Here is a 19,585-nt window from a genome sequence, read left to right as displayed (position 1 = left end):
CGAGCGGAGCGAAGCAATCCAGGGCGTCGTTATCCAGCCCTGGATTGCTTCGCTCCGCTCGCAATGACGAAGCCCTTTGACACCGCCGGCCCTTATCCGCCGCCGAGCCGCTGCCCCCCACCCCGTTCGTGCTGAGCCTGTCGACGCACGTGCCGCGTCACCCCTTCTCACCATCCACGACAACCCCGTCGGCGTCTCAACATTCGCAACATTCGCGCCCCCGCCGCCGAACCCGCATCCCGCCACCCCCACCGCACAACTTTACAGTGGCGCACCCCCGTCGCTTCTGACATGCCCGCCGCGCACGACGGGGGGTTGAAGATGTTGGGTGCGCTCGCGAACAAGGTCCTGAACCGCTTCGGCATCGAGGCGTCCCGCGCGGCCACCTTCGGCAACTTCCTGCGCACGCGGCACATCGATCTGGTCGTCGATGTCGGCGGCAATCTCGGCCAATTCGCCGAAAGCGTGCGCGAGCGCGACTACACCGGCCGCATCCACTCCTTCGAGCCGGTGGGAAAGGTGTTCGCGGCACTGCAGGAAAGGGCCGCGCGCGATCCGAACTGGACCGTCTCGCGCCTCGCGCTGGGTGCCGAACCGGGTGAGGTGGAGATCAACCTCTACGACAATCACACGCTGAATTCGCTCCACGCGCTCGACGGCGGCACCGCGGAGCGCCTCGCGGTCGACCCGCGCGTGATCGGTACCGAGAAGGTGCCGATCGCGACCCTCGACTCGGTGCTGGCGAACGATCCCGCCACCTCAATCCTGCTGAAGATCGACACGCAGGGCCACGAGCGCGCGGTGCTCGACGGCGCGCAGGCGGTGCTGGCGCGCACCTCGGCGCTGCTGCTCGAATTGCCGGTGCTGCCGCTCTACGAAGGGCTGTGGTCGTTCACCGAGGCGCTGGCGTACATCGACTCGCTCGGCTTCACCCCCGCGCAATTCCGCACCGTCAACACGATGGTCGACGACCCGGCCTGCGCGGTCGAATTTGACTGCCTGTTCCGGCGGAAGTAAGCGGCGAGGTCCTTATCCGTCATTGCGAGCGCGCTACGCTCGCAATGACGGAAGCGCCCTACACCTCCGCCCAGCGGCGAAGCAGATTGTGGTACACCCCCGTCAGCTGCACCGTCGCCGCCGCGCCCTGCCCCTGCGCGGCCGCGACCGCCTGCACGCCCTGATCCAGCTCGAACAGGATGCGCCGCGCACCATCGTCGCGGACCATCGACTGGATCCAGAAGAAGCTCGCCAGCCGCACCCCGCGCGTCACCGGCGCGACCCGGTGCAGGCTGGAGGCGGGGTAGAGCACCATATGCCCGGCCGGCAGCTTCACCGCCTGCGTCCCGAACTGCTCCTCGATCACCAGCTCGCCGCCGTCGTAACTGTCGGGATCGGCGAGGAAGAGCGTCGCCGACAGATCGCTGCGCAGGCGAAAGTCGCTCCCGCGCTTCATGCGGATCGCATTGTCGACATGGACGCCGAAATCCTGCCCGCCCTCGTACCGGTTGAACAACGGCGGGAAGACCTTGGCGGGTAGTGCCGCCGCCACGAACAACGGCGTCCGGCCGAGCGCGTCGAGGATCATCCCCCCCGCCGAGCGCGCCGCCGCACCGTCCTCGGGCAACTGGCTGTTGCGCTTGGCGAGCGCCGCCTGCGGCCCGGACGTCTCGTTGCCGTCGATCCAGTCCGCGGCGTCGATCGTCGCCCGCACCTGCGCCAGCGTCGCGGCGTCGAGCACATCGGGGATCGCGATCAGCATAGATAATCCTTTACGACCGTCATTGCGGCCCCGGCGAAGGCCGGGGGAAGCAATCCAGGGCAGCGCGAAACACTGGATTGCTTCGCTTCGCGCGCAATGACAGCGGATGTACGTGCGTCAGAAGCTGTAGAACACACTCAGCGTCGCCTGCCGCCGATCGCCCGGCATCGCCCAGCCGCCGGTGACCACCCCGGTTGTCGCGTTCACGTTGTTGCGCACGTTGGTCAGATACTTCTCGTCGGTGAAGTTCTGCACGTTGAGCTGCATCGTCAGCCCCTCGCGGAAGCTATAGGCAAGATAGGCGCGGTGGATCAGATAATCGTCGGTCTTGAGCAGCGCGGCATTGGCGAGCGTCGGCACATAGGTGGTGAACGCCCCCTGATAGGTCAGGCCATAGCCGACCTCGAGCCCGAACGGCAGCTTGTAGGTGGTGAACAGGCTGCCCGAATGTGTCGGCGTCTGCACCAGCGGGCTGCCGCGCTGCGGATCGGGGTCGGCAGCGGTGTTGCCGCACCCGCTGCGCCCCGGGTTGGCGAGGCAGAAGTCCGACACCGATTGCCGCACCTCGCTGTCGAGATAGGTGTAATTGGCGAAGATCGTCCAGTTGCGCGTGACGTTGCCCGACGCGCCCAGCGCAATCCCGTCGACGCGGCTCCGCCCGTCGAGCACCTGCACCGTCGGCAGCGCGGGGTCGTTGGAAGGGATGCGGTAGTTGGTCCGCTCGTTGCGGAACGCCGCCGCCGTCAGTTCCAGCCGTCGCCCGAACAGCCCGGCCTTCACGCCCACCTCGTAATTGCGCGCGGTCTCCGGCGCGACGTCGCAGGTGTTGGTGACGATCGCGTTGGAGACGCTGACGCAGCCCGCCCTGACGCTCGCCGACGACGGCGTCTTCGCGTTGCCGTAGCTGGCATAGACGCTGACGTCCTGCACCGGATGATAGACCAGCCCCGCGCGATACGAGAACAGCCGCTCGCGGTTCACCTGCCGCGCCTGCGCCACCACCGGCTGCGTCACGCCGGGCGCCGCAGCGACCGGAAGCTGGTTGAATTCGGCATGTTGCTGTTCCCAGCGGACGCCCGCGTTCACCTCGACGTGCCGGCCGAGTTCCAGCGTATCGAACGCATAGACCGCGACGTTCTGCGTCGTCGATTTGGAATGCGCGGTGGCGATGTAGTTGATCGGTCCGCGATAATCGGTGTCCGGGTTGCTGATCGCCAGCAGCGGCAGCGGCGCGGTGGCCGAGCCGTCGGCATTGCGCAACAGCGATCCGGTGACGATCCGGTAATCCTCCACCATCCACGACACGCCGACGTTCGCGACGTTACGCACGCCGCCCTTCTCGCCATGTTCCAGACGGATGTCGGTCTGGTTGGCGAACAGCTGATTGACCTGATCGCGCACCAGTCCGCGCGGTCCGGACGGCAGCCACTGGCCGGCGGGAATGGTGATCGTCGCGCCGTTGACGGTGGTGATACACGCCGCGCCGGTCGTCTTGCCTGCGACCTGCACCGGCTGGGTGCCGCTCGACAGGCAGAACGTCCCCTGCGGCGCGCTGGTGACGCTATACTGGCCCACGCGCTGCCACCGCGTCAGGTTGCGCACCGACAGATGATCGTCGACCTGATGGCGCAACGTCGCAGTCAGCCGGTCGACGTCGATGTCCTGCCGGTCGAGGTTGCGATAGCCGTAATAGTCGCTGCGATCCGCGCCGGTGATGAGCCCGCCGACCAGATCGTTGTTGAAATACGGAATGCCGTACAGCGGCGTATTGCGATCCTGCTGGTGGACATAGGCGAGCGTCAGGCTGGTCGGGCCGCCCATCCCGATCGTCACCGCCGGTGCCACGCCCCAGCGCTCGTACTTCTCGACGTCACGGCCGGGCACGTCGTTGTGATGGTACACCGCGTTCAGCCGAACACCGACTGTGTCGTTCACCCGCTCATTGGCGTCGAGCGCGGCGCGGTAATAGCGATCGGTGCCGATCGCCGCCTGCGCGATCGTCAGATCCTCGGGGCGCGGCTCCTTGCTGACCAGATTGATCGTGCCGCCGACCGAGCCCGATCCGTTGAAGACGGAGTTCGCGCCATTGTAGACTTCGATCTGCTGCAGGTTGAATGGATCGGTGCGGCTGTATTGTGCGCTGTCGCGGATGCCGTCGATGGTGATGTCGTTGTTCGCCGAATAGCCCCGCAAATTGATGCTGTCGCCATAGCCGCCCCCGCCCTCACCGGCGCCGAAGGTGATGCCGGGCAACGTCTGGAGCGCGTCGCGCAGGGTCAACAGGTTCTGCTTGCGGAGGACCTGGTCGGAAATGACCGTCACCGTCTGCGGCGTATCGAGCAGCGCGGCGGTCGCCTTGGGGCTCTCGAGCTGATCGGGCGCGCGTTCGCGCGCGCCGGTCACGACCACATCGTCGCGGTCGATCCGCGTGCGACCATCCTGCTCGGTCGTCGGGCGCTCAGGCGTATCGGCCATCGCCGGAGCCGAAGCGATGAAGCCGATGCATGACAGCGCGAGGAACGAGGCCGTGGACGAAGACATTCTGATGAACCCCCTTTGTTATGGGGGCCCGCCTATTGCGAGTGACTTTCACTGTCAACGCTAATGCGATTGGCTTGCATCATTGTCGTAGAAGTGGCGCGGTACACTCGCCAGCCACGATCGCAGCGCGCTCGCCAGATTGGGGGGATCGTCCTGCGCGATGCGCAAGGCGTCGATCTGTGCGATCAACGCCGACAGCGGCAGCGCGTGCGAAAGCGCGGCACGTTCCAGCGCGGTCCAGAAGACGGGCTCCAGACTGACCGAAGTCGCATGGCCGGCGATCGTGACCGATCGTTTGACCGGGCCGATGAAGCCGTCGCGCGGTGGTGCGATCATGATCGTGTCACGCGCCGGTCAGGCGAACGACGTCACTCCGCATCGAACAGCGCCGCGAGCTGCTCGATGATCGTGCCGCCCAGCTGCTCGGCATCCATAATCGTGACCGCGCGGCTGTAATAGCGCGTCACGTCATGCCCGATCCCGATCGCGACCAGCTCGACCGGCGAGCGCTTCTCGATCCATGCGATCACCTGCCGCAGGTGCCGCTCAAGATACGATCCCGAATTGACGCTGAGCGTCGAATCGTCGACCGGCGCACCGTCGGAGATGACCATCAGGATACGCCGCTCCTCGGGCCGCGCCATCATCCGGCCATGCGCCCACAGCAGCGCCTCGCCGTCGATATTCTCCTTCAGCAGCCCCTCGCGCATCATCAGCCCCAGCGCGGGCCGCGCGCGCCGCCACGGCTCGTCGGCGCGCTTGTAGACGATGTGGCGGACGTCGTTGAGCCGCCCCGGCTGCGGCGGGCGACCGGCGGCGAGCCACGTCTCGCGGCTCTGCCCGCCCTTCCACGCGCGCGTCGTGAAGCCGAGTATCTCGGTCTTCACCCCGCACCGCTCCAAAGTGCGCGCGAGAATATCGGCGCTGATCGCCGCGATCGAGATCGGCCGCCCGCGCATCGACCCCGAATTGTCGATCAGCAGCGTCACCACCGTGTCGCGGAAATCGGTGTCGCGTTCGATCTTGTAGCTCAGCGACTGCGTCGGGTTGACCACCACCCGCGCCAGCCGCGCCGCGTCGAGCAGCCCCTCTTCCTGATCGAAGTCCCACGACCGCGACTGTTGCGCCATCAACCGCCGCTGGAGCCGGTTGGCGAGCTTCGACACCGCCGATTGCAGGTGGACGAGCTGCTGGTCGAGATAGCCGCGCAGCCGCGCCAGTTCCTCGGCGTCGCACAGCTCGGTCGCGGCCACCACCTCGTCGAACCGCTCGGTCCAAACCTTATAGTCGAACTGCGCGGACAGATCGGCGGGCGGGCGGTTGGGGCGCACCGGCTGCATTCCCTCCTCGCCGTCGTCGCCCGGCTCGCCCTCGGCGTCGTCGATGTCGTCGCCTTCGAGCTGCTCGCTCTCGCCTTCCTGCGCCTGATCGTCGCGCTGCTGGCCGCGCGCCTCGACCTCGGACTCGCCTTCGGAGCCTTCCGCCTCGCCCTCGTCGGCCTCGTCGGTGTCCTGCCCCTCTTCGCCTTCCTCGTCCTCGCCGCCCTCGTCACTGTCCTGCGGCTCCTGCTCGCCCTCGACGAGTTCGAGCTGTTCGAGCAGCTTGCGGGTCAGCCCCTGAAAGGCGCGCTGGTCGTCGAGCGCGAGCGCCAGCGACGAAAGGTCGACCTTGCCCTCGATCCACTCGCGCACCAGCGCCAATCCGGGTTCGGCCTCGACCGGCGGCAGCCGCCCGGTCAGCGCCTCGCGCACCATCAGCCCCAGCGCCGAGGCGAGCGGCACCTCGTTCTTGGTCCGCGCCCGCGTGATCGGGTCGCTGCGCAGGCGCACGTCGAGCGCACGCGCCAGATTGTCGGCGATCCCGTCATACCCGCGGCTGCCCAGCGCCTCGACGCGCGCCGTCTCGATCGCGTCATAGACCGACCGCGCATTCGCCTCCGCAGGCGCGCCGCGGGCGTGGAGCGCATCGTCGTGATGGCGCAACCGCAGCGCGAAACCATCGGCGAAGCCACGCGCCTCAGCGACCTGCTCGGCGGGCAGGGTCCGCGCCGGCATCGGCACGCGCAGATGCTTGCCGGACTGCGCGGGCGCATCGGCGGTGTAGGCAAGCTCCACCTCCGCCTCGTCGGACAGCGCACGCGCCGTCCCGCCGAGCACGGCCTTGAAGCGGTCGAGGGGGGTGTCGGTGCTCATCAGCGCTCCAGTGCCGCCGCGCATGACGTGCGCAATGCGGGCAAGTCATCGCGCGCCGTATCGAAGATCACGCGCTTGTCGATGTGACGATACTCGTGCCGCAGACGATTACCGATGCTCTTCACCTCCGCCAGTGAGATGGTTGGCGCGATCGTCGCCAGTTCGTACGCACCGATTTGCACCAACGCTTCGGCAAGCCGCTCGATACAGCGCTCCACCGCATCGACACGCATACGATCCGCTGCAAAATCGGCAAACGACATGCCATCGATATAGTGCGCGACGCGATCGGCGTTGTCGACCACGTCGCGAAGCCGCAGCAAGGTCCGCTCAGAAAACGACGACACGATCGCGATCAATCTCTGCCTGAAGACGCGGTCGATCCGACGGTTCCGTAACCAGATCGACCCGGGAGCCAAGCAAGTCTGCCAATTGTCGTTCCAGCCGAACGAGCCTGAACGCGCCGAAGCTCGTGCCCGGCCGCAGCGAAGCGGCAAGGTCGATGTCGGAGTCGCTCCGCGCTTCGCCGCGCGCGGTGGAGCCGAAGAGCGACAGATGCTCGACACCAGCCGCTTCCAGATCGGCGCGCAACCGCTTCAACGTCTCGATCGCCTCGGCGGCGTTCATCATCTCAACCCTTCGCCACCACGCTCTCGGGCAGGTCCTTGCCGAACACACGCTGGTAATATTCCGCCACCAGTGCGCGTTCCGCCTCGTCGCACTTGTTGAGGAACGACAGCCGGAACGCGAAGCCGACATCGCCGAAGATCAGCGCGTTCTGCGCCCAGGTGATCACGGTACGCGGGCTCATCACGGTCGAAATGTCGCCGTTGACGAAGCCCTTGCGCGTCAGGTCGGCGACGCGGACCATGTTCTCGACCAGCTTCTTGCCCTCCGGCTTGTCATATTCGCCCGATTTGGCGAGCACGATCCGCGCCTCAGTGACCGCCGGCAGATAGTTGAGCGTGACGACCACGTTCCAGCGGTCCATCTGCCCCTGATTGATCTGCTGCGTGCCGTGATACAGCCCGCTGGTGTCGCCCAGACCGACGGTATTGGCGGTCGCGAACAGCCGGAAATACGGGTTCGGGCGGATGACGCGATTCTGGTCGAGCAACGTCAGCTTGCCCTCGGTCTCCAGCACGCGCTGGATCACGAACATCACGTCCGGGCGTCCGGCGTCATATTCGTCGAACACCAACGCGGTCGGGGTCTGGAGCGCCCAGGGCAACAGCCCCTCGCGGAACTCCGTCACCTGCTGCCCGTCGCGCAGCACGATCGCGTCGCGCCCGACCAGGTCGATGCGGCTGATGTGCGCGTCGAGGTTGATGCGGATGCACGGCCATTTCAGCCGCGCCGCGACCTGCTCGATATGGCTCGACTTGCCGGTGCCGTGATAGCCCTGCACCATCACGCGGCGGTTGTGCGCGAAGCCGGCGACGATCGCCAGCGTGGTGTCGGGATCGAAGACATAGGCGGGGTCGAGATCGGGCACGCGCTCGTCCGCCTCGGAGAAGGCGGGCACCTCCATGTCCGAATCGATGCCGAACAGGTCGCGGACGCGCACCATCTTGTCGGGCGCATCGAGGATCGTGGTGTCGCGGCTGTCGGGCTGCGTGTTCGGAATATCGGTCATGCGTAACGCCGTTTCGCTGGAGTTTCCCGAACCACTGCGAAGCCGGCGCGCCCGCGTCAACCCGCCGCACGCCCCACCCGGCCGGTTCGGGGCTGGAGAACGTGGGCTGAACGCACGCATTTGGCGCCGGTTTCCCGGCACTTGCCGCGCGCAGACGTTGGCGCATGATGGCGTGATAACGACTCGGGGAGAGGACGAGCGCGATGCGGATGATCTTCATCAACCTGCCGGTCGGCGATGTGGCCCGCGCCACCGCCTTCTACGAGGCGATCGGATTCGAGAAAAATCCCGACTTCTCGAACGACGTCGCTTCGGCGATGCGCTGGTCGGACGCGATCAGCGTGATGCTGCTCGACCACGGCTTCTACGCCACCTTCACCGACAAGCCGATCGCCGACACGCAGCAGGTCAGCGCGGCGCTGTTCTGCCTGTCGTTCGACGATCGCGCGTCGGTGGATGCGATCCATGCCGCCGCACGCGCCGCGGGCGGCACCGAGACGCGGCCGATCGCCGATCAGCAGTTCATGTACGGCGGCGCGTTCGAAGATCCCGACGGCCACATCTGGGAGACGGTGCACATGGACATGTCCGCCGCCCCGGCAGGAGAGGCAGCATGAGGAACCCGCACGGCACCCCGATCTGGTACGAATATCACGCCGCCGACGCCGACCGCGCACAGGCTTTCTACGAACGCTTGTTCGGCTGGCAGGTCGCGCCGTCGGGCGACGTGGCGGGGATGGACTATCGGATCGTCAGCACGGCGGGCGGCGAGGGCGTCGCGGGGCTGATGCCGCGTCCGCACGCCGACGCGACGCCGGGCTGGCTGTTCTATGTCGGAGTCGACGATGTCGACGCCGCGATCGCGACCGCGCAGGACGCGGGCGGCACGCTGCTGATGCCGGCGGTCGACATGGACGGGGTCGGGCGGATGGCGTTGCTGGCCGATCCGGAAGGCCGACCCTTCTACGTGATGCGCGGCGCGATGGATCAGCCGTCGCGCGCCTTCGTCACCCCGCCCTACGACGAACCGGGGCAAATGGTGTGGAACGAACTGACCGCACCCGATCAGGAACGCGCACTCGCCTTCTATGCGCGCGTGTTCGGCTGGCGGCACGAGGGCGGGATGCCGATGGGGCCGCTGGGCGAGTATAAGTTCGTGCACGTCGGCGACACCTGTCTCGGCGCGACGATGCCGGTGTTGCCGGATGGCGTGCCCGGCTGGCTCTTCTACGCACAGGTCGATGACATCGATGCGGCGGTCGCGCGCGTGGTCGAGGGCGGTGGCACCATTCTTCAGGGCCCGGATCCGATCCCGCACGACCATTTCTCGGTCGTCGCCGCCGACCCGGACGGCGCACGGATCGGCTTCGTCGGGACGCGGTCGGCGTGATGGACAAGGTGACGACATGGCTGTGGTGCAACGGCACCGCCGAGGAACAGGCGCGCTTCTACACCGCCCTGATCCCCGACAGCGCGATCGACCGCGTCATGCGCGCGCCGCTCGATTATCCCGGTGGCGCGGCGGGCAAGGTGCTGACGGTCGAGTTCACGCTGGCCGGTCGCCGGTTCGCGCTGCTCGACGGCGGCCCCGGCCCGCAGCACAGCGAGGCGATGTCGCTGTCGGTCGATTGCGCCGATCAGGCGGAGGTCGATCGCTATTGGGATGCCTTCCTCGCCGATGGCGGCACGGAGATGCAATGCGGCTGGCTCAAGGACCGCTGGGGCGTGGCCTGGCAGATCGTGCCGCGTCGCCTGACCGAGCTGATGAACGACCCGCAGCACGCGGCGAAGGCGATGGCGGCGATGATGGAGATGGTGCGGATCGACGTCGCGGCGCTGGAACGTGCGATCGCCTCTTGAGCGGCGGGGCATAATGGCTAACTAGGCGGGCGACGGGCATGTTTGCGGCCAGCCTCGCGATCGTGTACCCGCCGCCCGAGTAACGGCGCCGGTGCGCCTTCTGTGCGCCGACGATTCTGACCAAGACGAGACGCGCGCATGGCCGAGTTCACGCTCCCGAAGAACAGCAAGATCAAGGGCGGGCAGAAGCATCCCTCGCCGCAGCCCGGCGGCACGATGCGCAATTTCAAGGTGTATCGCTACGATCCCGACTCGGGCGAGAACCCGCGCTACGACACGTTCGAGGTCAATCTCGACGAATGCGGGCCGATGGTCCTCGACGCGCTCATCAAGATCAAGTCGGAGCAGGACCCGTCGCTGACCTTCCGCCGCTCGTGCCGCGAAGGCATTTGCGGTTCGTGCTCGATGAACATCGACGGGCGCAACGGCCTCGCCTGCACCACCGCGATCGAGGATGTGAAGGGCGAGATCAAGATCACGCCGCTACCCGCGATGGACGTCATCAAGGATCTCGTCCCCGACTTCACCCGCTTCTATGCGCAATATGCGTCGATCACGCCGTGGCTGCAGACCGTCACCCCGCCGCCCGCCGGCAAGGAACGGCTCCAGTCGCCGGAGGAGCGCGCCAAGCTCGACGGCCTGTATGAGTGCATCCTGTGCGCCTGCTGCTCGACCTCGTGCCCGAGCTATTGGTGGAATTCGGACAAGTTCCTCGGTCCGGCGATCCTGCTGCAGGCCTATCGCTGGCTGGCCGACAGCCGCGACGAGATGACCGGCGAGCGGCTCGACGCGCTGGAGGATCCGTTCCGCCTCTATCGCTGCCACACGATCATGAATTGCGCGAACACCTGCCCCAAGGGGCTGTCGCCCGCCAAGGCGATCGCGGAGATCAAGAAGATGGAAGTCGAGCGGCTGGTCTGACGCCAGGCGCTCGCCACCGCCATCGCGAGCGAAGAGATACGAACCAGCGCCTCGTTCGGGGCGCTGGTTTTTTGTGTTCCCGGTTGCGCCCAGAAGCGCCGATTGGTGCCCTGATCGCCTCCGACGCGCTACCGATCACGTCCGAAGAGGGATTTTTTCGCGCACGATCCGGCACCAGCGGCGATGAAAGCGTCACCGCACGCTACCGAACCCCGACTTGATCCGTCGCGCCCGCTCGCCCAAAGCAGCCGCATATTGTGCACAGCAACATCCACGCTGGAAGGAACGACATGGGCAAGGTGCTGGCCGCCTACCAAACGCTGATCGCGGCCGACGAACTGCGTCCCGATCCCGAGCAGGCCGCCGGCGCCGCCCGCCTCGACGCGCTGGCCGCCGAGCTGGAGAAGCCGCGCACCACCGGCCTGTTCCGTCGCCGCACCATCCCGGCGCGTGGCATCTACATGTGGGGCGGCGTCGGCCGCGGCAAGTCCATGTTAATGGACCTCTTTTTCAATCACGTCGACATCGCGAAAAAGCGCCGCGTCCACTTCGCCGAGTTCATGCTCGAGGTCCACGCCCGCATCGCGGCCGAGCGCCGCAAGGAACAGGGCGATCCCATCCTCCCCGTCGCGGAGGCGCTCGCCGAGGAAGCGCGGCTGCTCGCCTTCGACGAGATGATGGTCACCAACTCGCCCGACGCGATGATTCTGTCGCGGCTGTTCACCGCGTTGATCGAGGCGGGCGTGACGGTGGTGACGACCAGCAACCGCGCGCCGACCGACCTCTACAAGAACGGCTTGAATCGTGAGCATTTCCTCGGGTTTATCGCGCTGATCGAGGAGCGGCTGGACGTCATCGCGCTCAACGGTCCGGTCGATTATCGCCGCGACCGGCTCGGCTCGCAGAAGACGTGGTGCGTGCCCAACGGTGAGCAGGCGACCGCCGACCTCTCCGCCGCCTTCTTCCGCCTCACCGACTATCCGCCCGAGGACCGCCAGCACGTCCCCTCGGAGGAACTGGTTGTTCAAGGCCGCACGTTGCGCGTGCCGAAGACGTTGAAAGGCGTCGCAGTTTTCGCGTTCAAGAAGCTGTGCGGCGAGGCGCGCGGGGCGGCCGACTATCTAGCGATCGCCCGCCGCTATCATACCGTCATCCTCGTCGGCATCCCGGTGCTCGGGCCGGACAACCGAAATGAGGCCGCGCGCTTCGTGCAGCTCATCGACGCGCTATATGAGCATAAGGTCAAGTTGCTGGCGTCTGCCGATGCCGAGCCCGACCAGCTCTATCCGCGCGGCGACGGCGCGTTCGAGTTCCAGCGGACGGTCAGCCGGCTGGAGGAGATGCGCTCCGAAAGCTACCTCGCCGAAGGCCATGGCACGGCTTAATGCTCCTGCGAACCATTTGCGATTAAACTTTTCCGAAGCGCGCTTTACGGGTTGCCCCCTGCCCCCGAAGGGCGTAGGCGGCATGACCATTCACACGTCAACGACGGAAGGGATGGGATGGCCCGCAAGAAGATCGCGCTGATCGGCGCCGGCAATATCGGCGGCACGCTCGCGCACCTCGCAGCACTCAAGGGTCTGGGCGACATCGTCCTGTTCGACGTCGTCGAAGGCGTGCCGCAGGGCAAGGCGCTCGACCTGTCGCAGTGTGGCCCGGTCGAAGGCTTCGACGCCTCGATCAAGGGCTCGAACGACTATGCCGACATCGCTGGCGCCGACGTCATCATCGTCACCGCCGGTGTCGCGCGCAAGCCCGGCATGAGCCGCGACGACCTGCTCGGCATCAACCTGAAGGTGATGAAGGCGGTCGGAGAGGGCATCCGCGACAACGCCCCCGACGCGTTCGTGATCTGCATCACCAACCCGCTCGACGCGATGGTCTGGGCGCTGCGCGAATTCTCGGGGCTTCCGCACAACAAGGTCGTTGGCATGGCGGGCGTGCTCGACTCGGCGCGCTTCTCGCACTTCCTCGCCGAGGAGTTCGGCGTGTCGGTGAAGGACGTGAACACCTTCGTGCTCGGCGGTCACGGTGACACGATGGTCCCGGTGCTCGAATATTCGACCGTCAGCGGCATCCCGGTCAGCGACCTGATCGACATGGGCTTCTCCACCAAGGAGAAGGTCGACGAGATCGTGAAGCGCACCCGCGGCGGCGGCGGCGAGATCGTTGCTTTGCTCAAGACTGGCTCGGCCTATTATGCGCCCGCGACCAGCGGCATCGCAATGGCCGAGGCTTACCTCTACGACCAGAAGCGCATCCTGCCCGCCGCGGCGCACCTGACCGGCCAGTACGGCATCGACGATCTCTACGTCGGCGTGCCGGTGGTGATCGGTGCGGGCGGCGTCGAGAAGGTCGTCGAGGTCAAGCTGTCGGATGAGGCGAAGGGCAACCTTCAGGTCTCGGTCGACGCGGTCAAGGAACTGCTGGTCGCCTGCAAGGGCATCGACGGTTCGTTGGAGAAGTAAGACTTTCCTTAGTGCCCCGGCGTAGGCCGGGGCCCAGTTGGGAGAAGCCTCGAAGTGGAAAAGGCCGGGTTCGTCTATATCATGGCGAGCGGACGCAACGGCACGATCTATATTGGCGTCACCAGCGATCTTCCCAAGCGAGTGTGGGAGCATCGCAACGACGTCATCGGTGGCTTCACACGAAAATACGGCTGTCATCTTCTCGTCTGGTACGAGGCGCATGACAGCATTGACGCGGCACGGCAGCGCGAGCTGCAGATGAAGGAGTGGAAACGAGCCTGGAAGGTGCGCGAGATCGAGGGGTTTAATCCCGACTGGGAAGACCTGTACGATCGTATCGCCCTGCCATGACCGCCTTCCCGACTGGACCCCGGCCTTCGCCGGGGCACATCCCTTCCCGATTTTAGGGAGACGACATTGAGCATCCTCGTCGACAAGAACACCAAGGTCATCACGCAAGGGATGACCGGCAAGACCGGCACCTTCCACACCAAGGCGGCGCTGGATTACGGCACGCAGATGGTCGGCGGCGTGACGCCGGGCAAGGGCGGCACCATCCATGAGGAACTGGGCCTGCCGAACTTCGACACCGTCGCGGAGGCGGTCGCCAAGACCGGCGCGAACGCCAGCGTCATCTACGTGCCGCCGCCCTTCGCCGCCGACTCGATCCTCGAAGCGATCGATGCCGAAGTGCCGCTGATCGTCGCGATCACGGAGGGTATCCCGGTGCTCGACATGGTGCGCGTCAAGCGCGCGCTGTCGGGCAGCAAGTCGCGGCTGATCGGCCCGAACTGCCCGGGCGTGCTGACGCCGGGCGAGTGCAAGATCGGCATCATGCCGGGCAACATCTTCAAGAAGGGCTCGGTCGGCGTCGTGTCGCGCTCGGGCACGCTGACCTATGAGGCGGTGTTCCAGACCTCGAACGCCGGGCTCGGCCAGACCACCGCGGTCGGGATCGGCGGCGATCCGGTCAACGGCACCAACTTCATCGACGTGCTCGAGCTGTTCCTCGCCGACGAGGAGACGCAGTCGATCATCATGATCGGCGAGATCGGCGGCGACGCCGAGGAGCAGGCGGCGCAGTTCCTGATCGACGAGGCCAAGCGTGGCCGCAAGAAGCCGATGGCCGGCTTCATCGCGGGCCGCACCGCCCCGCCGGGGCGTCGCATGGGCCATGCCGGCGCGATCGTGTCGGGCGGCAAGGGCGATGCGGAGAGCAAGATCGCGGCGATGGAAGCTGCCGGGATCAAGGTCGCGGCGAGCCCTTCGGAGCTTGGCTCGACGTTGCTGAGCGTGCTCAACAAGTAAGACGACCGACGTCATCCCGGCGCACAGGCCGGGATCCAGAGCGGCAGGCGGGCCGCTCGCGGCTCTGGACCCCGGCCTTCGCCGGGGTGACGCACAGGAGAGAAGCCGAGCGGCCGGGGAAGCGTGATATGGGCTACGAAGGCCAGGATTTCAGCGACATCGCCGGAGGCGTCAGCCCCCAGTTCATCGACGCGCTCTATGCGCGCTTCAAGGAATCGCCCGACTCGGTCGACACCGGCTGGCGCAATTTCTTCGAAGGGCTTGAAGGCTCGATGAATGCGCCGTCCTGGACCAACAAGCGCTGGCCGCTGACCACCACCGACGACCTGACCGCCGGGCTCGACCCGACGCAGATGGAGCCGGCCCCCAAGCCCGCGAAGGGCGGCAAGCCCGCCGCGGCCCCGGCCGCCGCAGCGCCGTCGCAGGACGCGATCGTCAAGGCGGCGGCGGACTCGATCCGCGCGCAGCTGCTGATCCGCACCTATCGCGTCCGCGGGCACCTCGCCGCCAACCTCGATCCGCTTGGCCTGTCGGGGCTGCGCGAGCTGCCGGCCGATCTGACCACCGAATATCACGGCTTCTCCGACAGCGACATCGACCGTCCGGTCTATCTCGGCGGCTCGCTGGGGCTGCAATGGGCGACGATCCGCGAGCTGGTCGACACGCTGCGCGCCAATTACTGCGGCAACGTCGGGCTCGAATTCATGCACATCGCCGATGTCGAGGAGCGCAAATTCCTCCAGGAGCGCATGGAGGGCAAGGACAAGCAGGTCGAGTTCACCGCGCAGGGCAAGAAGGCGATCCTGAACAAGGTGATCGAGGCCGAGCAGTGGGAGAAGTTCCTCGGCCGCAAATATGTCGGCACGAAGCGCTTCGGGCTCGACGGCGGCGAGAGCATGATTCCCGCGCTGGAAAGCGTCATCAAGTATGGCGGCGCGGCGGGCGTCAACGAGATCGTGTTCGGCATGGCGCACCGCGGCCGCCTGAACGTGCTCGCCAACGTCATGGGCAAGCCGCTGCGCGTGATCTTCCATGAATTCGCAGGTGGCTCGGCCAACCCGGACGACATCGGCGGCTCGGGTGACGTGAAGTACCACCTCGGCACCTCGACCGACCGCGAGTTCGACGGGCACAAGGTCCATATGTCGCTGGTCGCCAACCCCTCGCATCTCGAGGCGGCCGATCCGGTCGTGCTCGGCAAGACCCGCGCGATCCAGCAGATCGCGGGCGATCTGGAGACGCATTCGCGCTCGCTGCCGGTGCTGATCCATGGCGACGCGGCGTTCGCGGGTCAGGGCATCGTCTGGGAGTGCCTCGGCTTCTCGGGGATCCGCGGCTACAACACCGGCGGTTGCGTCCACTTCGTCATCAACAACCAGATCGGCTTCACGACCAGCCCGCAGTTCGCGCGCTCGTCGCCCTATCCGTCGGACGTCGCGAAGGGCGTGCAGGCGCCGATCTTCCACGTCAACGGCGACGATCCCGAGGCGGTGACCTTCGCGACCAAGATGGCGATCGAATATCGCCAGAAGTTCCACCGCGATGTCGTGATCGATATGTGGTGCTATCGCCGCTTCGGCCACAACGAGGGCGACGAGCCGGGCTTCACCCAGCCGCTGATGTACAAGGCGATCCGCGAGCATCCGCCGGTCAGCGACATCTACAGCAAGCGGCTGGTCGCCGAGGGCGTGGTGGACCAGGCGTGGGTCGACGACAACGTCAAGCAGTACGTCACCTTGCTCGAAGGCGAGTTCGAGGCGGGCGCGAGCTACAAGCCGAACAAGGCTGACTGGTTCGCGGGGCGCTGGTCGGGGCTGCACGCCCCCGCCGACGCCGAGAGCGCACGGCGCAGCGTCGAGACCGGTATCGAGCAGAAGCTGTTCGACTCGATCGGCCGCACGCTGACCACCGTTCCGGAGACGATCGCGATCCACAAGACGCTGTCGCGCGTGCTCGACGCCAAGCGGCAGATGTTCGAGACCGGCAGCAACTTCGACTGGGCGACCGGCGAGGCGCTGGCGTTCGGCTCGCTGCTCCACGAGGGCTATGGCGTCCGCCTGTCGGGTCAGGATTCGGGCCGCGGCACCTTCTCGCAGCGCCATGCGGTGTGGGTCGACCAGACCGACGAGCACAAGTTCGTGCCGCTCTGGACGATCCCGCACGGCAGCTTCGAGGTGCTCGACAGCCCGCTCTCCGAATATGGCGTGCTCGGCTTCGAGTACGGCTATGCGCTGGCGGATCCGAAGACGCTGGTGATGTGGGAGGCGCAGTTCGGCGATTTCGTCAACGGCGCGCAGATCATGATCGACCAGTTCATCGCGTCGGGCGAGGCCAAGTGGCTGCGCGCCAACGGTTTGGTGATGCTGTTGCCGCACGGCTACGAAGGTCAGGGCCCGGAGCATAGCTCGGCACGCCCCGAACGCTTCCTGCAGCTGTGCGCGGGCGACAATATCCAGGTCGCGAACTGCACCACGCCGGCGAACTACTTCCACCTGCTGCGCCGGCAGATGCACCGCAACTTCCGCAAGCCGCTGGTGGTGTTCACGCCCAAGTCGCTTCTGCGCCACAAGCTGGCGGTGAGCAGCGCGGCGGACTTCCTCGGCGACTCGCACTTCCGCCGCATCCTCTCCGACCCGTCGGCACCGGCGGATACCGAGACGAAGCGGCTGGTGCTGTGCACCGGCAAGGTCTCCTACGACCTGATGGAAGCGCGCGACGCAGCCGGCGACAAGAACACGCAGATCGTCCGCGTCGAGCAGCTCTATCCGTTCCCGACCGAGGCGCTCGCCGCCCGGATCGCGCGGATGCCCAACCTCGAGGAGGTGATCTGGGCGCAGGAAGAGCCGCGCAACAACGGCTATTGGTTCTTCGTCGAGCCGTTCATCGAGGAGGCGCTCGGCATCGCCAAGGCGCGCGTCGCGCGGCCGCGCTATGCGGGCCGCACCGCGGCGGCGTCGCCCGCCACCGGCCTGATGAAGCGTCACCAGGCGGAACAGGGCGCGCTGATCGCCGACGCTTTGGGGCATAACGTGCGCGACGAAATCCGCCGCACGCGCGAGGCCGAGACGACGAAGAAGGCAGCGGCGCCGACCGCCTGACGATCACGGTCCCGGTTCGCGCCGGGACCTGCTAACGACACTTAACGGCCACGGCCGCGACGACGAGGTTTGAGATGGCAACCGAAGTTCTGGTCCCCACGCTGGGCGAATCGATCACCGAAGCGACGGTCGGCGAATGGCTGAAGCAGCCCGGCGATGCGGTCGCCGCCGATGAACCGATTGCGAGCCTCGAAACCGACAAGGTTTCGGTCGAGGTCCCCTCGCCCGTCGCCGGCGTGATGGGCCAGCACGCGGTCAAGGTCGGCGACACGGTCGAGGTCGGCGCGCTGATCGCGACGATCGAGAGCGGCGACGGCGCACCGGCCAAGAGCGCGGCGCCGCAGCCGGCGGTGACCGAGAGCCCGGCGCCGGCCGCGTCGCCGACCCCGGCACAGGGCGACGCCGCCGCGGCGCTGTCGCCGTCGGTGCGTCGGGCGGTGCTCGAACACGGCGTCGATCCCTCGACGGTCAAGGGCACCGGCAAGGACGGCCGCCTGACCAAGGAAGACGTCGCCGCCGCGGCGTCGACCAAGCCGGCGAGCGCGCCGGAGTCGCAGGCCGCCCCGGCGGCGGCGCCGGCGTCGGGCGGGCGCAAGGAAGAGCGCGTGAAGATGACGCGCCTCCGCCAGACGATCGCCAAGCGGCTGAAGGAAGCGCAGAACACCGCCGCGATGCTGACGACGTTCAACGACGTCGACATGACGGCGGTGATCGAGGCGCGCGCCAAGTACAAGGATCTGTTCGAGAAGAAGCACGGCGTTCGTCTCGGCTTCATGGGCTTCTTCGTGAAGGCCGCGACGATGGCGCTGAAGGACATTCCGTCGGTCAACGCCTCGGTCGAGGGCGACGAGATCGTTTACCACGATTATGCCGATATCTCGGTCGCGGTCAGCGCGCCGAACGGCCTCGTCGTGCCGGTGATCCGCGATGCGCAGGATCTGTCGGTCGCGGGCATCGAGAAGACGATCGGCGACTTCGGCAAGCGCGCCAAGGACGGCACGCTGAAGATGGACGAGATGAAGGGCGGCACCTTCACGATCTCGAACGGCGGCGTGTTCGGCTCGCTGATGTCGACCCCGATCATCAACCCGCCGCAGTCGGCGGTGCTCGGCCTGCACCGCATCGAGGAGCGGCCGGTGGTGCGTGACGGTCAGGTCGTGGTGCGCCCGATGATGTATCTGGCGCTCAGCTACGACCACCGGCTGATCGATGGCCGCGAGGCGGTGACCTTCCTCGTCGCGCTCAAGAACGCGATCGAGGACCCGACGCGCATCCTGATCGACCTGTAAGGAGTCGAGCGATGGGAATGATTTGGGTGATGGCGCGGGCCAGCGATCATGAGGTCGCGGCTTTGCGTGCGGATCCCGAATCCATTTACGGCTTCGTGAATTCCGAGGAAGCCCATACCGCTGGTCGGAGCATCGACCTCGACAAGGAATGGCACGCAGTGCACTTCCTGCTGACAGGTACCGCAGACGTGGTGAATGGGCCGTTGGGGCTCATTCTCGGCATGTTCGAGGAAGTGGGACCAGATCACGGTTATGGTCCGGCGTGGTTTATCCCGGCGAAAGCCGTCTGCGCCTTCCACACAGCACTGTCGGCGCACTCTGACGAGGAATGGGCGCGGCGCTACGACGCGGCGGCGGCAGTTTCCGATCAGGTCTATCTGGCGGAAACGCTCGCGGACGAGGGCGAGGAAGCGCTCGGATTCCTGCAAGCAGACGTAGCTCGGCTGCGAGCCTTTGTCAGTGCAGCGGTCGACGCGAACGACAATGCTTTTGCCCTCATCACATAATTCTGAA

19 protein-coding genes are annotated in these 19,585 nt (G+C 66.6%); 12 read left to right on the top strand and 7 right to left on the bottom strand.

Annotated features, from left to right (window positions below; genetic code table 11):
- Nucleotides 1–321: 321 nt before the first annotated feature.
- The gene (locus PGN16_RS17065) at nt 322–1,017 is read left to right on the top strand and encodes an FkbM family methyltransferase (protein ID WP_335310570.1); all 696 of its coding nucleotides are present in this window, start codon (nt 322–324) and stop codon (nt 1,015–1,017) included.
- Between the two features lie 58 nt (nt 1,018–1,075).
- On the opposite strand, the gene PGN16_RS17060 is transcribed toward PGN16_RS17065, so the two are convergent.
- The 7 genes from PGN16_RS17060 to cobS all read right to left on the bottom strand — a co-directional run bounded on the left by PGN16_RS17060 (nt 1,076) and on the right by cobS (nt 8,128).
- Nucleotides 1,076–1,759, bottom strand: a complete 684-nt coding sequence (locus PGN16_RS17060; RefSeq protein ID WP_335310569.1) for a Fe2+-dependent dioxygenase — start codon at nt 1,757–1,759, stop codon at nt 1,076–1,078.
- Between the two features lie 117 nt (nt 1,760–1,876).
- Nucleotides 1,877–4,300 carry a TonB-dependent receptor gene (locus PGN16_RS17055; RefSeq protein ID WP_335310568.1) on the bottom strand — a complete coding sequence of 808 codons (2,424 nt, stop codon included), beginning with the start codon at nt 4,298–4,300 and terminating at the stop codon, nt 1,877–1,879.
- Nucleotides 4,301–4,360: 60 nt separating this feature from the next.
- Nucleotides 4,361–4,636, bottom strand: coding sequence for a ribbon-helix-helix domain-containing protein (locus tag PGN16_RS17050; RefSeq protein ID WP_335310567.1), 276 nt, complete (start codon nt 4,634–4,636; stop codon nt 4,361–4,363).
- 32 nt (nt 4,637–4,668) lie between these two features.
- On the bottom strand, nt 4,669–6,492 hold the full coding sequence (cobT, locus tag PGN16_RS17045) for a cobaltochelatase subunit CobT (protein WP_335310566.1): 1,824 nt from the start codon (nt 6,490–6,492) through the stop codon (nt 4,669–4,671).
- Entirely contained in the window at nt 6,492–6,851 is a 360-nt protein-coding gene (locus PGN16_RS17040) for a HepT-like ribonuclease domain-containing protein (RefSeq protein ID WP_335310565.1), read from the bottom strand. Before PGN16_RS17040 ends, cobT begins: the two co-directional genes overlap by 1 nt.
- A complete protein-coding gene (locus PGN16_RS17035) occupies nt 6,823–7,119 on the bottom strand; it encodes a nucleotidyltransferase family protein (RefSeq protein ID WP_335310564.1) in 297 nt (98 codons plus the stop codon). The genes PGN16_RS17040 and PGN16_RS17035 overlap by 29 nt, the downstream gene beginning before the upstream one ends.
- A gap of 4 nt (nt 7,120–7,123) precedes the next feature.
- Nucleotides 7,124–8,128: a cobaltochelatase subunit CobS gene (gene cobS / locus PGN16_RS17030; protein ID WP_335310563.1), complete on the bottom strand. Its 1,005-nt coding sequence runs from the start codon at nt 8,126–8,128 to the stop codon at nt 7,124–7,126.
- Nucleotides 8,129–8,331: 203 nt separating this feature from the next.
- On the opposite strand from cobS, the gene PGN16_RS17025 reads away from it, so the two are divergent.
- From PGN16_RS17025 to PGN16_RS16975, 11 genes are all read left to right on the top strand, one after another.
- Nucleotides 8,332–8,745 (top strand): VOC family protein, encoded by a 414-nt coding sequence (locus tag PGN16_RS17025; protein WP_335310562.1) that lies wholly within the window; start codon nt 8,332–8,334, stop codon nt 8,743–8,745.
- Nucleotides 8,742–9,518: a VOC family protein gene (locus PGN16_RS17020; RefSeq protein ID WP_335310561.1), complete on the top strand. Its 777-nt coding sequence runs from the start codon at nt 8,742–8,744 to the stop codon at nt 9,516–9,518. Before PGN16_RS17025 ends, PGN16_RS17020 begins: the two co-directional genes overlap by 4 nt.
- Entirely contained in the window at nt 9,518–9,988 is a 471-nt protein-coding gene (locus tag PGN16_RS17015; RefSeq protein ID WP_335310560.1) for a VOC family protein, read from the top strand. The genes PGN16_RS17020 and PGN16_RS17015 overlap by 1 nt, the downstream gene beginning before the upstream one ends.
- 138 nt (nt 9,989–10,126) lie before the next feature.
- A complete protein-coding gene (locus PGN16_RS17010; protein ID WP_281391686.1) occupies nt 10,127–10,909 on the top strand; it encodes a succinate dehydrogenase iron-sulfur subunit in 783 nt (260 codons plus the stop codon).
- A 290-nt stretch (nt 10,910–11,199) separates the two neighbouring features.
- A complete protein-coding gene (gene zapE, locus PGN16_RS17005) occupies nt 11,200–12,294 on the top strand; it encodes a cell division protein ZapE (RefSeq protein WP_335310559.1) in 1,095 nt (364 codons plus the stop codon).
- A gap of 117 nt (nt 12,295–12,411) precedes the next feature.
- Entirely contained in the window at nt 12,412–13,377 is a 966-nt protein-coding gene (gene mdh / locus PGN16_RS17000) for a malate dehydrogenase (RefSeq protein ID WP_335310558.1), read from the top strand.
- Nucleotides 13,378–13,431: 54 nt separating this feature from the next.
- On the top strand, nt 13,432–13,728 hold the full coding sequence (locus PGN16_RS16995; protein ID WP_335310557.1) for a GIY-YIG nuclease family protein: 297 nt from the start codon (nt 13,432–13,434) through the stop codon (nt 13,726–13,728).
- Between the two features lie 66 nt (nt 13,729–13,794).
- Nucleotides 13,795–14,685, top strand: coding sequence for a succinate--CoA ligase subunit alpha (gene sucD / locus PGN16_RS16990; protein ID WP_335310556.1), 891 nt, complete (start codon nt 13,795–13,797; stop codon nt 14,683–14,685).
- A 128-nt stretch (nt 14,686–14,813) separates the two neighbouring features.
- Nucleotides 14,814–17,783 (top strand): 2-oxoglutarate dehydrogenase E1 component, encoded by a 2,970-nt coding sequence (locus tag PGN16_RS16985; RefSeq protein WP_335310555.1) that lies wholly within the window; start codon nt 14,814–14,816, stop codon nt 17,781–17,783.
- A 74-nt stretch (nt 17,784–17,857) separates the two neighbouring features.
- Nucleotides 17,858–19,072 carry a 2-oxoglutarate dehydrogenase complex dihydrolipoyllysine-residue succinyltransferase gene (odhB, locus tag PGN16_RS16980; RefSeq protein WP_335310554.1) on the top strand — a complete coding sequence of 405 codons (1,215 nt, stop codon included), beginning with the start codon at nt 17,858–17,860 and terminating at the stop codon, nt 19,070–19,072.
- A gap of 11 nt (nt 19,073–19,083) precedes the next feature.
- A complete protein-coding gene (locus PGN16_RS16975; RefSeq protein WP_335310553.1) occupies nt 19,084–19,578 on the top strand; it encodes a DUF1877 family protein in 495 nt (164 codons plus the stop codon).
- Nucleotides 19,579–19,585: the final 7 nt, after the last annotated feature.

The sequence above is a fragment of the Sphingomonas phyllosphaerae genome (genome assembly GCF_036946485.1).
Classification (GTDB): Bacteria; Pseudomonadota; Alphaproteobacteria; order Sphingomonadales; family Sphingomonadaceae; genus Sphingomonas; species Sphingomonas phyllosphaerae_E.
Note: the sequence above shows the minus strand (reverse complement) of the source record. Positions and strands in the feature narration are given on the sequence as shown.